This window comes from Thioalkalivibrio sp. ALE21 (assembly GCF_003208255.1).
Taxonomy (GTDB): Bacteria; Pseudomonadota; Gammaproteobacteria; order Ectothiorhodospirales; family Ectothiorhodospiraceae; genus Thioalkalivibrio; species Thioalkalivibrio halophilus.
The window spans coordinates 1-15374 of sequence record NZ_QKMA01000027.1 but is presented as its reverse complement, the minus strand read 5'-3'; the positions used below and the strand labels follow the sequence as shown (position 1 = coordinate 15374).

Genomic DNA, 15374 nt, shown 5'->3' with positions numbered 1-15374 from the left:
CAACGCCGCCGTCAGCGTCGTCTTCCCGTGGTCCACATGACCAATCGTCCCCACATTCACGTGCGGCTTCTTGCGTTCGAACTTTTCCTTGGACACAGCTAAGACCTCTTAAATCGTTCTCTACGGAATGGCGGTATCAGGACGCCTTGCGGGCCACGGCGTCGGCGATCTGGGCCGGCGCCTCGGAGTATTTCTCGAATTCCATCGAATACGTGGCCCGGCCCTGGGTCAGCGAGCGCAGCTGGGTCGAGTACCCGAACATTTCCGACAGCGGGACCTCCGCGTGCAGAAGCTTCTGGCCGGCAACATCTTCCATGCCGCGCACCAGGCCCCGACGGCCGTTAAGGTCGCCCATCACGTCACCCATGTACTCCTCGGGGGTCTCCACCTCGACCTTCATCATCGGCTCGAGCAGCACCGCCCCGGCACGCAGGGCCCCCTCCTTGAAGGCCATGGAGGCCGCGACCTTGAAGGCGTTCTCGTTCGAGTCGACGTCGTGATAGGAGCCGTCGAAGAGACTGACCTTGACATCCTCGATGGGGTAGCCAGCGAGCACGCCATTGCGCATCTGCTCTTCGATCCCCTTCTGCACCGCGGGGATGTAATCCTTCGGCACGACGCCGCCGACGATCTCGTTCTTGAACTCGAAACCGACACCCGGCTCCTGCGGCTCGATCCGCAGCCAGACATGACCGTACTGACCGCGTCCGCCGGACTGCTTGACGAACTTGCCTTCCTGCTCGATCGACTTCGTGATGGTCTCGCGGTACGCCACCTGGGGCTGGCCCACGTTGGCCTCGACCTTGAATTCCCGCTTGAGGCGATCGACCAGCACCTCGAGATGCAGCTCGCCCATGCCGGAAATAATGGTCTGTCCGGACTCTTCATCCGTCCGCACCTGGAACGACGGGTCTTCCTGCGCCAGCTTGTTCAGCGCCATTCCCATCTTTTCCTGGTCGGTCTTCGTCTTCGGCTCGACCGCGATGGAAATCACCGGATCCGGGAACTCCATGCGCTCGAGTTCGACCGGATCGTCGGGCGAGCAAAGCGTGGTCCCGGTGTAAAGATCCTTCAGGCCAACCACCGCGCCAATGTCGCCGGCACGCAGCTCCGGGATCTCTTCGCGACTGTTCGAATGCATCTGCAGTATGCGCCCGATCCGCTCGCGACGGTTGTTCTGCGTGTTCAGCACCGTGTCGCCGGCCTTCACCACGCCCGAGTAGACGCGAACGAACGTCAGGCTCCCGACGTAGGGATCGCTCATCAGCTTGAAGGCCAGACCCGCGAACGGTTCTTCGTCGGTCGCCTTCTTTTCGATCGGCTCTTCCGTACCGGCCTTGACTCCCTTGATCGCCTTCACTTCTTCCGGCGACGGCAAGTATTCAACCACGGCGTCCAGCATCGCCTGGACACCCTTGTTCTTGAACGCGGAGCCGCACATCATCGGCACGATCTCGAGGTCCAGCGTGCGCTTGCGCAGCGCGGCCTTGATGTCTTCCTCTGTCAGCTCGCCCTCGCCGAGGTATTTCTCCATCAGCTCTTCCGAGGCCTCGGCGGCGGATTCGACCAGGTTCTCGCGCCACTTCTCGGCGTCGGCCTTCAGGTCGTCCGGGATCTCGCCGTAATCGAAGCTGATGCCATAGTTGTCGTCATGCCAGTGGATCGCCTGCATCTTCACCAGGTCGATCACCCCCGCAAAGGCGTCTTCCGAACCGATCGGGATTTGGATCGGCACGGGATTGGCCTTCAGGCGCTCGCGCATCTGATTGTAGACGCGTTCGTAGTCGGCACCGGCGCGGTCCATCTTGTTGACGAACGCGATCCGCGGCACTTCGTACTTTGTGGCCTGGCGCCACACGGTCTCCGACTGCGGCTGAACGCCACCGACGGCGCAATAGACCATACAAGCACCATCCAGCACACGCATGGAACGCTCCACTTCGATCGTGAAGTCCACGTGCCCCGGCGTATCGATGATGTTGATGCGGTGCTCGGGGAACTGCTTGGCCATGCCGGACCAGAACGAGGTCGTCGCCGCGGAGGTAATGGTAATCCCGCGTTCCTGCTCCTGATCCATCCAGTCCATCACGGCGGCGCCGTCATGCACCTCACCGATCTTGTGCGACAGACCGGTGTAGAACAGGATGCGCTCGGTCGTCGTGGTCTTGCCGGCGTCGATATGCGCGCTGATGCCGATATTGCGATAGCGCTTGATGGGGGTCTTGCGTGCCACTGAGGTGCCTCTTCGTTCTTACCAGCGGAAGTGCGCGAATGCCTTGTTGGCATCCGCCATCCGGTGAGTGTCTTCGCGCTTTTTGACGGCGGATCCCTTGCTGTCGGCCGCATCCATCAGCTCGCCGGCCAGCTTCATGGCCATGGTGCGCTCGCCGCGCTTGCGCGCCGCCTCGACCACCCAGCGCATCGCCAGTGCGTCCTGACGGACCGAACGCACCTCGACGGGAACCTGGTACGTCGCCCCGCCGACCCGGCGGCCCTTCACCTCGACCCGCGGACGCACGTTGTCGAGCGCACGCTCCAGCGCGCCCAGGCCGTCACCCTGCTTGGACTCGATCTGGTCCAGCGCGCCATAGACGACCCGCTCGGCGACGGACTTCTTGCCATCCCGCATGACGGTATTGATGAACTTCGCCAGACGATCGCTCCCGAATTTCGGATCGGGGAGGATGTGACGCTTGGGTGCGGCTGCTCTTCTCGACATTGTTTCAGTTCCCGGACTTGAACACGGTTAGGATTTCTTCGGACGCTTGGTCCCGTACTTGGAACGACCCTTCGCGCGCTTCTGCACGCCCTGGGTGTCCAGGCTTCCGCGGACCGTGTGATAGCGCACACCCGGGAGGTCCTTCACACGACCACCACGAATCAGGACCACGGAGTGTTCCTGCAGGTTGTGCCCTTCGCCACCGATATAGGAGCTGACCTCGTAACCGTTGGTCAGCCGCACGCGCGCAACCTTGCGCAGCGCCGAGTTCGGCTTTTTGGGCGTGGTGGTGTAGACACGGGTGCATACACCGCGCTTCTGCGGCGAACCCTGAAGCGCCGGCACGTCGCTCTTCTCGACCGGCCGCTTGCGCGGCTTTCGTACCAACTGGTTGATCGTGGCCATGAAACCCTTTCTCCTAGCCTAAAAATAACGACAGGCCGGTGCCGAGACCGGCCTGTCGAGGGAGCGGAAGTTTAATGCGCGCCCTCTTGACTGTCAACTCGATTCCGCATCACTGCACGGAATGACCCGATGCTCCGCTGTCGCCGCCGGGCTCGCCCTCCGGCCCTGCCGACGGCCCTTCGGCCGGTTCGGCTTCCGGTGCGCTATCGCCCACCGTTTCGAATTCGGGCATTTCGAGAGCCCGCCTGCGGCGGCGTTCCTTGTGATAGGCCAACCCGGTCCCCGCGGGAATCAAGCGGCCCACGATCACGTTCTCCTTGAGCCCGCGCAGGTCGTCCCGCGCGCCGCGCGTCGAGGCCTCGGTCAGCACCCGCGTCGTTTCCTGGAAAGAGGCCGCAGAGATGAACGATTCCGTCACGAGCGAGGCCTTGGTAATCCCCAGAAGCACACGTTCGTAGGTTGCCGGCTGCTGGTCGGTAGACAGCTTCTCGTTCTCCTCGAGGACCCGAGTGCGGTCCACCTGGTCGCCCGACAGGAAACGTGTATCGCCGGGGTCCAGGATGTTGACCTTGCGCAGCATCTGCCGGACGACGACTTCGATGTGCTTGTCATTGATCTTCACGCCCTGCAGGCGATAGACATCCTGGATCTCCTGCACCTGATATTCCGCGAGCGCGGTGACGCCCCTGAGGCGGAGGATATCGTGCGGATCCAGTTCGCCATCGACGATCACTTCGCCCTGCTCGACACGCTCGCCCTCGAACACGTTCACGGTCCGCTGTTTGGCGATCAGCATCTCGTGGGCGTCGCCCCGGTCCGGAGTGATGATCAGACGCTGCTTGCCCTTGGTTTCCTTCCCGAACGAAACCGTACCGGACAGCTCGGCCAGGATCGCCGGTTCCTTGGGCTTGCGCGCCTCGAACAGGTCGGCGACGCGCGGCAGACCGCCGGTGATGTCACGGGTCTTCGAAGACTCCTGCGGCAGGCGCGCAATGACGTCACCCACCTCGACCCGCGCATTGTCTTCCAGGTTGAAGATCGCGTTGGCCGGCAGCATGTACTGCGCGGGCATGTCCGTCCCCGGGATGTAGACCTCGTTCCCGGCGTCATCCAGCAGCTTGACCGTGGGCCGCAGATCCTTGCCGGCGGAGCTCCGGCTCTTGGGATCGAGGACCACGTTGGAGGACAGGCCGGTGAACTCGTCCGTCTCCTTCGTCACCGTCACGTTTTCGATGAAATCCGCGAGCTTCACGGTACCCGCCACTTCGGTCACGATCGGGTGGGTATGCGGATCCCAGGTGGCAATTTCCTGACCGGCTTCGACCGCATTGCCCTCATGGACCATGATCGTCGCGCCATAGGGAACCTTGTAGCGCTCGCGCTCACGGCCGGCCTCGTCGATCACTCCCAGTTCTCCGGAACGCGACACCGCCACCAGGTTGCCGGACTTGTGCTCCACGGTCTTGATGTTGTGGAGACGGATGTGCCCGGCATTCTTGACCTGGATCGCACTGACCGTGACAGCGCGGGACGCAGCACCCCCGATATGGAACGTACGCATGGTCAGCTGGGTTCCGGGCTCGCCGATCGACTGGGCCGCGATGACCCCCACCGATTCACCCGAGTTGACCTCGTGGCCGCGCGCCAGGTCGCGCCCGTAGCATTTGGCGCAGATACCCTGCCGGGTCTCGCAAGTAATCGCCGAGCGCACCAGGACCTCGTCAACGCCCGCGGCATCGAGCTGATCCACCATCGCCTCATCGAGCAGGGTGTCCTTCGGCACCAGCACCTCGTCGGTGCCCGGGCGCAGGATGTCCACCGCCACCGTGCGACCAAGCACGCGGTCGCGCAGCGGTTCGACCACATCGCCGCCCTCGATGATCGGCTTCATCAGGAGGCCCTGTTCGGTACCGCAGTCCGGCTCGGTCACCACCACGTCCTGCGACACGTCCACCAGGCGACGCGTGAGGTACCCCGAGTTGGCGGTCTTCAGCGCCGTATCCGCCAGGCCCTTGCGGGCGCCGTGGGTCGAGATGAAGTACTGCAGGACGTTGAGACCCTCGCGGAAGTTCGCGGTGATGGGCGTCTCGATGATGGACCCGTCCGGCTTGGCCATCAGGCCGCGCATGCCCGCCAGCTGGCGAATCTGCGCGGCGGATCCGCGCGCGCCGGAGTCGGCCATCATGAAGATCGAGTTGAACGCACGCTGCTCGACCACTTCGCCGTCGCGATTCGTCACCTCTTCCTTGCCGAGGTGCTCCATCATCGATTTCGCCACCTGGTCGTTGCAGTGCGCCCAGATGTCCACGACCTTGTTGTAGCGCTCGCCCTTGGTGACCAGGCCCGAGGCGTACTGCTCCTCGATTTCCTTCACCTGCTCCTCGGCATTCTCCAGGATCGGCTGCTTTTCGTCCGGGATCACCATGTCATCCGCGCAGAAGGACACGCCGGCACGGGTGGAGTAGTAGAAACCGGCATACATCAGCTGGTCCGCGAACACCACGGTGTCCTTGAGGCCCAGGCGGCGGTAGCAGGCATTGATCAGGTGCGAGATGCTCTTCTTGTCCAGCTCCTGATCGATCAGCTCGAAGGGCAGTCCGCGCGGCATGACCCGGGACAGGATCGCCCGCCCGACCGTGGTCTCCAGACGCACGCGCGGGCGCTCGCTCTCGCTCTCGGCATGTTCGGCGTGCGGGTCCTCCATGCGCACGGTGACGCGCGCATGCAGATCGACCTTGCCGTTCTCGTAGGCGCGATGCACCTCGTCAACGTCGGCGAACACCATGCCTTCGCCCCGCGCGTTGACCTTCTCCCGCGACAGGTAATAAAGGCCGAGCACAATGTCCTGCGACGGAACAATAATGGGCTCGCCATTGGCCGGGGACAGTACGTTGTTGGAGGACAGCATCAGCGTGCGCGCCTCCAGCTGCGCCTCCAGCGACAGCGGCACGTGCACGGCCATCTGGTCACCGTCGAAGTCGGCGTTAAACGCGGCACAGACCAGCGGATGCAGCTGGATCGCCTTGCCCTCGATCAGCACCGGCTCGAACGCCTGGATGCCCAGGCGGTGCAGGGTCGGCGCGCGGTTCAGCATCACCGGGTGCTCGCGGATCACCTCTTCGAGGATGTCCCAGACCTCGGGGCCTTCCTTCTCCACGGCCTTCTTGGCGGCCTTGATGGTGGTGGCGAGGCCGCGCCGCTGCAGCTTGCCGAAGATGAACGGCTTGAACAGCTCCAGCGCCATGCGCTTGGGCAGGCCGCACTGGTGCAGCCGCAGGGTCGGACCCACAACGATCACGGAACGACCGGAGTAGTCGACGCGCTTGCCGAGCAGGTTCTGGCGGAAGCGGCCCTGCTTGCCCTTGATCATGTCGGCCAGGGACTTCAGCGGGCGCTTGTTGGTACCGGTGATGGCACGGCCGCGGCGGCCATTGTCCAGCAGCGCGTCCACGGACTCCTGCAGCATGCGCTTTTCGTTGCGCACGATGATGTCCGGGGCATTCAGCTCCAGCAGACGACGCAGACGATTGTTGCGATTGATCACACGGCGGTACAGGTCGTTCAGGTCGGAAGTCGCGAAGCGACCGCCGTCCAGCGGCACCAGCGGACGCAGGTCCGGCGGCAGCACCGGCAGCACGTCCATGATCATCCACTCCGGCTTGTTGCCGGACTCCAGGAACGACTCGATCAGCTTCAGGCGCTTGCCGAGGCGCTTGATCTTGGTTTCGGAACCGGTCTCCGACAGTTCCTGGCGCATGCGCGCGGCTTCGGACTGCAGATCCAGCTCCTTCAGAAGGCTCAGGACCGCTTCCGCACCCATCATCGCGGTGAAGTCGTCACCGTGCTCCTCCATCGCCTCGAGGTACTCCTCGTCGGTCAGGAGCTGACGCTTCTCCAGGGTGGTGAACCCCGGGTCGGTCACGATGAAGGACTCGAAGTACAGCACCTTCTCGATGTCCTTCAGGGTCATGTCCAGCAGCAGGCCGATGCGCGACGGCAGGCTCTTCAGATACCAGATATGCGCAACCGGGGAGGCCAGATCGATGTGCCCCATGCGCTCGCGGCGCACCTTGGTCTGGGTCACCTCGACGCCACACTTCTCGCACACCACGCCCCGGTGCTTCAGGCGCTTGTACTTGCCGCACAGGCACTCGTAATCCTTCACCGGGCCAAAGATCTTGGCACAGAACAGCCCGTCCCGCTCCGGCTTGAAGGTGCGGTAGTTGATCGTCTCCGGCTTTTTCACTTCGCCGAACGACCAGGAGCGCACCTGGTCGGAGGACGCCAGGCCAATCCGGATGGCGTCAAACTCTTCCGGCTGGGTCTGCTGCTTGAACAGATTCAGGAGGTCTTTCATTCACTTGCCTCACAGCTAGTTTTCGAGGGGCGCGCGGCGCCCCTTCGGATCACGTTGCGAACGGAGCGGGTCAGTCCTGCTCGAGCTCGATGTTGATGCCCAGCGCCTTGATTTCCTTCATCAGCACGTTGAAGGACTCGGGCACATTGGCTTCCATCTGGTGCTCGCCGTCGACGATGTTCTTGTACATCTTGTTGCGGCCCTGCACGTCGTCCGCCTTCACCGTCAGCATTTCCTGCAGGGTGTAGGCAGCGCCGTAGGCCTCCAGCGCCCAGACCTCCATCTCGCCGAAGCGCTGGCCACCGAACTGCGCCTTGCCGCCCAGCGGCTGCTGGGTCACCAGCGAGTACGGGCCGGTGGAGCGCGCGTGCATCTTGTCGTCGACCAGGTGGTTGAGCTTGAGCATATGCATGTAGCCCACCGTCACCGGGCGATCGAAGGCCTCCCCGGTCCGACCGTCGTACAGGGTCGCCTGACCCGTTTCGGGCAGATCGGCGAGCCGCAGCATCTCCTTGATCTCTTCCTCGGCCGCACCGTCGAACACCGGGGTAGCCATGGGCACGCCGCCCCGCAGGTTCCGGCACAGGGTCAGGATCTCGGTGTCCGAGAGTTCATCCAGGTTGACCTTGCGATCACGGTGGTTGTAGATGCGGTCCAGGAATTCGCGCAGCTTCGCGATCTCGGATTGCGCCTCGAGCATGCGGTTGATCTTGTCGCCCAGCCCCTTCGCGGCCCACCCAAGATGGACCTCGAGCACCTGCCCGACGTTCATGCGCGAAGGCACACCCAGCGGGTTCAGGACCACGTCCACCGGCGTCCCGTCATCCAGGAACGGCATGTCTTCTTCCGGCACGATCATCGAGATCACGCCCTTGTTCCCGTGGCGACCGGCCATCTTGTCGCCCGGCTGCAGACGACGCTTCACGGCCACGTAGACCTTGACCATCTTCTGCACGCCCGGCGGCAGGTCGTCACCCGCGGCCAGCTTCGCCTTCTGGTGCTCGACCTTTTCGTCAAACGCCGTTTTCTGGTCCTTGAGCTGACGCCCGAGGTCCTCCAGCTGGGCATTCACGTCATCATCCTGCAGGCGGATCTCGAACCACTGGTCACGCGACAGGCCCTGCAGGTATTTCTTGGTCACCCTGGAGCCGTCTCCCAGCCCGTCGGGCCCGCCTGCGGCGGTCTTGTTGACCAGGAGCTTCTCCATCCGCGCAAAGATGTCGTCCTCGTAGATCCGCAGCTGATCCCGCAGGTCCTTGCGCACCGCGGCCATGTCGTCTTCTTCGATCGACTTGGCCCGGGCGTCCTTCTCGACGCCGTCCCGCGTGAACACGCGAACGTCAATGACCGTTCCCTCGACGCCCGACGGGACGCGCAGGGACGTATCCTTCACGTCCGACGCCTTCTCGCCGAAGATCGCACGCAGCAGTTTCTCTTCCGGCGTCAGCTGGGTCTCGCCCTTGGGCGTCACCTTCCCGACCAGGATGTCGCCCGGCTTCACCTCGGCACCCACGTACACCACACCGGACTCGTCCAGCTTGGACAGCAGCGACTCGGAGACATTGGGGATGTCCGCCGTCACCTCTTCCTGCCCGAGCTTGGTGTCACGCGCGGTGCAGTTGAGCTCCTCGATGTGGATGGTGGTGTAGCGATCCTCGTGAACCGCACGCTCCGAGATCAGGATCGAGTCCTCGAAGTTGTAACCGTTCCAGGGCATGAACGCGACCATCATATTCTGGCCCAGCGCCAGGTCGCCCATGTCCGTGGAGGAACCGTCGGCCAGCACATCGCCACGCGCGATTTCGTCACCAACGGCCACCAGCGGACGCTGGTTGATCGCGGTGTTCTGGTTCGAGCGCGAATACTTGGTCAGATTGTAGATATCCACGCCCGGTTCGCCCGGCTGGGTCTCGTCGTCATTGACCCGCACGACCACACGTCCGGCGTCCGCGGAATCCACGGTGCCGCCCCGCCGGGCGACAATCGCCGATCCGGAGTCGATGGCCACGGTACGCTCGATACCCGTCCCCACCAGTGGCTTGTCCGAGCGCAGGCACGGAACCGCCTGGCGCTGCATGTTGGCGCCCATCAGGGCGCGGTTCGCGTCGTCATGCTCCAGGAACGGCAACAGCGCGGCGGCTACCGAAACAATCTGCTTCGGCGAGATATCCATGTACTGGATCTTGTCCGGCGAGGAGATCGTGAACTCTTCCTGGTACCGGCAGGACACCAGGTCATCGGTCAGGCGACCGCCCTCGTCCATGGCCGCGTTCGCCTGCGCGATCACGTACTGGCTTTCCTCGATGGCCGAGAGATAGGCGATCTCATCGGTGACGCGCCCGTCCTCGACCTTGCGATAAGGCGTCTCGAGGAAGCCGTAACGGTTGGTCCGCGCATACACCGCCAGCGAGTTGATCAGACCGATGTTCGGTCCTTCCGGAGTCTCGATCGGGCATACCCGCCCGTAATGCGTCGGATGCACGTCCCGCACTTCGAAGCCCGCGCGTTCGCGCGTCAGACCGCCCGGACCCAGCGCGGAGATCCGGCGCTTGTGGGTCACCTCGGAGAGGGGGTTGTTCTGGTCCATGAACTGCGAGAGCTGGCTGGAGCCGAAGAATTCCTTGATCGCAGCCGCCACCGGCTTGGCATTGATCAGTTCCTGCGGCATCAGCCCCTCGCTCTCCGCGACGGTCAGACGTTCCTTGACCGCGCGCTCGACGCGGACCAGCCCCAGGCGGAACTGATTCTCCGCCATTTCGCCCACCGACCGGATGCGACGATTGCCAAGGTGGTCAATGTCGTCGGTACGGCCCTTGCCGTTGCGCAGATCGATCAGGACCTTGAGCACGTCGAGGATATCGTCCGTGGACAGCACCCCCTCGCCTTCATCGGTATCACGACCGACGCGGCGATTGAACTTCATGCGGCCGACGGCCGAAAGATCATAGCGGTCTTCCGAGAAGAACAGGTTCGCGAACAGGTTCTCCGCGGCATCCTTGGTCGGCGGCTCGCCCGGACGCATCACGCGATAGATCTCGACCTGTGCCTCCAGCTGGGTCTTGGTCGGATCCAGCCGCAATGTGTCGGACATGTACGGCCCATGGTCGTACTCGTTCGTGTAGATCGTGTCGAACTGCTGAATCCCTTCGGCCCGAAGCCGGTCCAGCAGATCCTGGGTCAGGGCATCGTTCGGGTTGCCGATCACCTCCCCGGTGGACGGATCCATAATCGTCCGCGCGAGCACGCGACCCACAAGATTTTCGTCCGGGAGGTGCAGCGTACGAATCCCGGCCTTCTCGATCTCGCGGATGTGCCGCGGCGTAATCCGCCGACCGGCCTCCACGATGACCTTGTCGCCGTCGGTGATGTCCACCACCGCGGTTTCCCCCCGCAGACGTTCGGGGATCAGATCCAGCTCGCCGCCATTTTCGTCAAGGGTCACCCGGCTGAAATCAAAGAACGTCTCCAGGATCTGCTCGGTGTCCATCCCCAGTGCACGCAGCAGGATGGAGGCCGGCAGCTTCCGGCGACGGTCAATCCGGACATACACCCCGTCCTTGGCATCGAACTCGAAATCGAGCCACGAACCGCGGTACGGGATGATGCGTGCGTTGTACAGCAGCTTCTGCGAGCTTCCCTGGGTCTTGCCCTTGTCGGAGTCGAAGAACACCCCGGGCGAACGGTGCAGCTGGGAAACGATCACCCGCTCGGTACCGTTGATCACGAAGGTGCCGTTTTCGGTCATCAGGGGCAGTTCGCCCATGTAGACCTCCTGCTCCTTCACCTCCTTCACCACGGTGGAGCCGGCAGGCGCATCCTTGTCGTGAATCACCAGCCGCAGCAGCACACGCAGCGGGGCCGCATAGGTCACGCCGCGGATCTGGCATTCCTTGACGTCGAAGACCGGCTCGCCGAGCCGATAGCTGACATACTCCAGCTGAACGTGACCGGAGTAACTGACAATGGGAAATACCGACTGAAACGCCGCGTGCAGACCGAGTCCTTCGCGACTGTCCGCACCCCGGTCCTCCTGGAGGAAATTGCGGTAGGAGGTGAGCTGGGTCTCCAGCAGATACGGAACGTCCAGGATCTGGGGACGCTTCCCGAAATCCTTGCGGATGCGTTTCTTTTCGGTATAACTGAGGGACATGGAATACCTCGGGGGCTAGCAGAACAACGCGCAATAAATCCGCGCCACCACGGGCGGAAGCTGACGGCCTCGCAGCCGCCAGCTCCGCATGCCCGTGACGGACACGTCTGACAACGGGCGTAACGCCCTTGTTACTTCAGCTCGACGGACGCGCCGGCTTCTTCCAGCTCCGCCTTCATCTTCTCGGCTTCTTCCTTGGCCGCGCCTTCCTTCACGGTGGCGGGCACGCCTTCGACCATCTCCTTGGCTTCCTTCAGGCCCAGACCGGTCAGGCCGCGCACGACCTTGATGACACCAACCTTGTTGTCGCCGAAGCCGGACATGACGACGTCGAACTCGTCCTTCTCGGCTTCACCGCCGCCACCTTCACCACCGCCGGCGGCGGCCGGGGCTGCGGCCACGGCAGCAGCCGCGGTCACGCCGAACTTCTCTTCCATCTCGCCAATCAGGTCCACGATTTCGAGGACCGTCATGTTGCCGATGGCTTCCAGGATATCTTCTTTCGAAACGGCCATTAGTAGGTTCTCCCTGCGGGGCTGCCCGCATTCAGAAATGTGCTAGCGAATAGGATTCCAGGAACCGGGATCAGGCTGCCTGCTTCTGATCGCGGATCGCTGCAACGGTACGCACCAGTTTGCCGGGCACCTCGTTGACGGTGCGGGCGAACTTGTCGAGCGGTGCGCGCATCGTGGCCATCAGCTGGCTCAGGGCCTCTTCGCGGGTCGGCAGGCTGGCGAGGCGTTCGAGATCGTTCGCCCCCATCAACTCGCCGCCGAAGGACACCATCCGTGCTTTCAGCTGATCGTTGGTCTTGGCGAAATCACGCACCAGACGCGCGGCGGAGGATGGCTCCTCCAGGCTGAAGGCCAGAACCAACGGCCCATGCAGCTCGGGCTGCATGCACTCGAAGTCCGTGCCCGCCAGCGCACGCTTGGCGAGATTGTTCTTCACCACGCGCAGATAAACATCCTGCTCCCGAGCCTGCTTGCGCAGCTCGGTCATCTGCGCGACCGAGAGACCTCGATATTCCGCACCCACCGCGGAGTGCGCCGAGGCAGCAATCGCAGCCAGTTCCGTGACAATCTGCTTCTTGTCATCGAGATTCAAAGCCACGTTGACTCTCCTCTGTTGAGACCATCCGGAGATGGTCGTGAACCGGTCCGAAGACCGGTACTCAGGTGCTCCCGTCGCAGGCCATTCCTGAATCGGGTGACACCATCTGCGCAGGCTGGGCTATTAAGCGCCGCCATGCGGCCCGCCTGCGGTCTTGGATGGCGTGCCGCTCGCGCGACAGCCGACCAAAGCATTGGATTCCGCCGCGTACGGCGGAATCAGAGATTGAGGGTGGCGCCGTCGACCTTCAGCCCGGGGCCCATCGTCGTCGAGACCGTGACTCCACGCACGTACTGGCCCTTGGAGGTCGCCGGCTTCATCTTGATCAGATCCTGCAGCAGCGCGTTCAGGTTGTCCTTCAGGGCATCCGCCTCGAAGTCGGCCGCGCCGATCGTGCAGTGGACGATGCCGCCCTTGTCCGTGCGGTAGCGGACCTGCCCGCCCTTGGCGTTGGTCACCGCCGTGGCCACATCCGGCGTCACGGTACCGACCTTGGGGTTGGGCATCAGACCGCGCGGACCGAGGATCTGGCCCAGTTGCCCCACCACGCGCATCGCATCGGGGGAGGCGATCACCACGTCGAAATCCAGCTGACCGGCCTTGACCTGTTCGGCAAGGTCATCCATGCCGACCACATCCGCGCCGGCCTCTTTGGCGGCATCCGCGTTATCGCCCTGGGTGAACACCGCCACGCGAACGGTCTTGCCGTTGCCGTGCGGGAGGACCGTGGAGCCGCGCACGACCTGGTCGGATTTCCGCGGATCCACGCCCAGATTCACGGCGACGTCGACGGACTCGCGGAATTTTGCGGTGGCCAGCTCGCGCAGAAGGGAGAAGGCCTCATCGGCGGGATACGCACGAGTCGGCTCCACCTTCTCGCGGATCGTCTGCATGCGTTTGCTCAGCTTCGCCATCTCAGAGACCCTCCACGTCGATGCCCATACTGCGGGCGCTGCCGGCGATCGTGCGGACCGCGGCGTCCATGTCGGCGGCGGTCAGATCCGGTTCCTTGGCGCGTGCAATCTCTTCCAGCTGCTCGCGCGTGACCTTTCCGACCTTTTTGGTGTTCGGCTCACCCGAACCGCTCTGGATTCCGGCGGCCTTCTTCAGAAGGATCTGTGCCGGCGGGGTCTTGGTCACGAAGGTGAACGAACGGTCGGAATACACGGTGATCACCACCGGGATCGGCAGACCGGGCTCCATGTCCTGGGTCTCGGCGTTGAACGCCTTGCAGAACTCCATGATGTTCACGCCGCGCTGACCCAGCGCGGGGCCGACGGGGGGGCTCGGATTGGCCTTGCCGGCCCCGACCTGAAGCTTGATGTAGGCTTCGATTTTCTTTGCCATGCTGACTCCCTCGGGTACAGGCGCCTCGCGGCTCCCCGATCAAGGTGTTAAACGCACACTGCGTCAGGTTTTCTCGACCTGATGGAACTCGAGCTCCACCGGGGTCGAACGACCGAATATCTGGACGGCCACCAGCAGACGGCTCTTGTCGTAGTTGACCTCTTCGACGACACCGTTGAAGTCGTTGAAGGGCCCATCGATGACGCGAACCATCTCGCCAACTTCAAACAGGACCTTCGGACGTGGCTTCTCCGCGCCCTCTTCCATGCGGTTGAGGATGGCCTCGGCTTCCTTTTCGCTGATCGGCGCCGGGCGATCCGCCGTTCCCCCGATGAATCCGAGGACGCGAGGGACCGCCTTCACCAGGTGCCAGGCTTCGTCGCTGAAGTCCATCTGGACCAGCACATACCCCGGAAAGAATTTCCGCTCGCTCTTGCGCTTCTGGCCGTCCTTCATCTCCACGACCTCTTCGGTCGGGACCAGGATCTGGCCAAAATGGTCCTGCATCCCGAAGCGCTCGATGCGTTCTTCCAGCGACCGCTTGACCTGGGACTCGAAGCCGGAGAATGCCTGTACTACGTACCAGCGTAATGCCATGGGGTAGATTCCTGATGCCTATCCGATGAAGCGACTGACGGACCACCCCAGGAACATGTCCAGGAGCCAGAGGAAGATCCCCACCACGATGACGACGGCGATCACGACCAGGGTTGTCTGGGTCGTTTCGACACGGGTCGGCCAGACCATCTTGCGTACTTCGGTGCGGGCGTTGCCCATGAAGGCGCTCAGCTGTCGGCCTTTGTAGGTGGTCATGCCGATCCCGGCGGCCACGGCCACGACAGCAAGCAAACCGACCACGCGCACGAGGGTCGATTCGTCCTGGAACCAGTAGAAGCCCATGACGCCGGCAACGAGCAAGGCCACGACCACGGCGAGCTTGACAGTATCCAGCGCGCCGCTGCCTTCCGATTGTTCAGTCATGAAATCGTCTCACCCGGTGCTTGCCGCCATCGTAAAAGATGGCAGGCCAGGAGGGACTCGAACCCCCAACCTGCGGTTTTGGAGACCGCTGCTCTGCCAATTGAGCTACTGGCCTGTAATCGTAGAAGGCAGACACCCGCAATTGCAGCGGGTGCAAACGCGGGTGACGTGCCAGCTGACTGCTCAGTCTATCACTCGATAATCTTCGAGACGACGCCGGCGCCCACGGTGCGGCCGCCTTCGCGAATCGCGAAACGCAGACCGTCTTCCATGGCGATCGGGCTGATCAGCGACACCGTCAT

The 15374-nt window shown here is 63.2% G+C and carries 12 protein-coding genes, 1 tRNA gene and 1 pseudogene; all 14 read right to left on the bottom strand.

Annotation, left to right across the window (positions count from 1 at the left end):
- Window positions 1-96 (bottom strand): GTP-binding protein (locus tag D893_RS12970; protein WP_018873918.1); only part of this gene is annotated, 96 nt, incomplete at its 3' end.
- A 40-nt stretch (window positions 97-136) separates the two neighbouring features.
- A complete protein-coding gene (gene fusA / locus D893_RS12965) occupies window positions 137-2233 on the bottom strand; it encodes an elongation factor G (protein ID WP_110620011.1) in 2097 nt (698 codons plus the stop codon).
- A gap of 18 nt (window positions 2234-2251) precedes the next feature.
- Window positions 2252-2719, bottom strand: coding sequence for a 30S ribosomal protein S7 (gene rpsG / locus D893_RS12960; protein ID WP_018947936.1), 468 nt, complete (start codon window positions 2717-2719; stop codon window positions 2252-2254).
- Between the two features lie 27 nt (window positions 2720-2746).
- On the bottom strand, window positions 2747-3124 hold the full coding sequence (rpsL, locus tag D893_RS12955; protein ID WP_018871349.1) for a 30S ribosomal protein S12: 378 nt from the start codon (window positions 3122-3124) through the stop codon (window positions 2747-2749).
- A 109-nt stretch (window positions 3125-3233) separates the two neighbouring features.
- Window positions 3234-7481, bottom strand: coding sequence for a DNA-directed RNA polymerase subunit beta' (rpoC, locus tag D893_RS12950; protein ID WP_110620010.1), 4248 nt, complete (start codon window positions 7479-7481; stop codon window positions 3234-3236).
- Between the two features lie 70 nt (window positions 7482-7551).
- A complete protein-coding gene (gene rpoB / locus D893_RS12945; RefSeq protein ID WP_110620009.1) occupies window positions 7552-11631 on the bottom strand; it encodes a DNA-directed RNA polymerase subunit beta in 4080 nt (1359 codons plus the stop codon).
- 131 nt (window positions 11632-11762) lie between these two features.
- Window positions 11763-12146, bottom strand: a complete 384-nt coding sequence (gene rplL / locus D893_RS12940; protein ID WP_018947939.1) for a 50S ribosomal protein L7/L12 — start codon at window positions 12144-12146, stop codon at window positions 11763-11765.
- A gap of 70 nt (window positions 12147-12216) precedes the next feature.
- A complete protein-coding gene (gene rplJ / locus D893_RS12935) occupies window positions 12217-12738 on the bottom strand; it encodes a 50S ribosomal protein L10 (protein ID WP_018871345.1) in 522 nt (173 codons plus the stop codon).
- Window positions 12739-12962: 224 nt separating this feature from the next.
- On the bottom strand, window positions 12963-13658 hold the full coding sequence (rplA, locus tag D893_RS12930; RefSeq protein WP_018871344.1) for a 50S ribosomal protein L1: 696 nt from the start codon (window positions 13656-13658) through the stop codon (window positions 12963-12965).
- Between the two features lies 1 nt (window position 13659).
- Window positions 13660-14091, bottom strand: a complete 432-nt coding sequence (gene rplK / locus D893_RS12925; RefSeq protein ID WP_018871343.1) for a 50S ribosomal protein L11 — start codon at window positions 14089-14091, stop codon at window positions 13660-13662.
- Window positions 14092-14154: 63 nt separating this feature from the next.
- Window positions 14155-14688: a transcription termination/antitermination protein NusG gene (gene nusG / locus D893_RS12920; protein WP_019590452.1), complete on the bottom strand. Its 534-nt coding sequence runs from the start codon at window positions 14686-14688 to the stop codon at window positions 14155-14157.
- 18 nt (window positions 14689-14706) lie between these two features.
- Window positions 14707-15072 (bottom strand): preprotein translocase subunit SecE, encoded by a 366-nt coding sequence (gene secE, locus D893_RS12915; protein WP_018871341.1) that lies wholly within the window; start codon window positions 15070-15072, stop codon window positions 14707-14709.
- Window positions 15073-15111: 39 nt separating this feature from the next.
- A tRNA-Trp gene (locus D893_RS12910) sits at window positions 15112-15187 on the bottom strand.
- A gap of 76 nt (window positions 15188-15263) precedes the next feature.
- A pseudogene (locus D893_RS12905) lies at window positions 15264-15374 on the bottom strand (elongation factor Tu); the annotation flags it as partial.